Here is a 257-nt window from a genome sequence, read left to right on the forward strand (position 1 = left end):
CTGGGCCTCATCGAAGAGAAGTCGCGCATGGTGACCGTGGTCTCCATCGTGTTGATCAGCGTCATCGCCACTCTATCAGCGACCAGCGGCGTGGCACGTGGCATCAAGCTGCTTTCCACCTTCAATACCTGGGTCTGCCTCGGCATCCTTGCCTACTTCCTGCTGGTGAGCGACGCCAACTATCTGATCGCGAGCTCCATCACCGCGCTCGGGGATTACCTCACCGATGGCGTCTCGATGACACTGTGGACGGCGCG

At 60.3% G+C, this 257-nt stretch carries 1 protein-coding gene; it reads left to right on the plus strand.

Features of this window, described 5'->3' with window-relative positions; genetic code table 11:
- Positions 1–257, plus strand: a 257-nt coding sequence (locus R0J88_RS21495) for a BCCT family transporter (RefSeq protein WP_410901102.1), incomplete at both ends; no start/stop codon positions are given.

Source organism: Pseudoalteromonas sp. SIMBA_162 (assembly GCF_046535955.1).
Classification (GTDB): domain Bacteria; phylum Pseudomonadota; class Gammaproteobacteria; order Enterobacterales; family Alteromonadaceae; genus Pseudoalteromonas; species Pseudoalteromonas marina.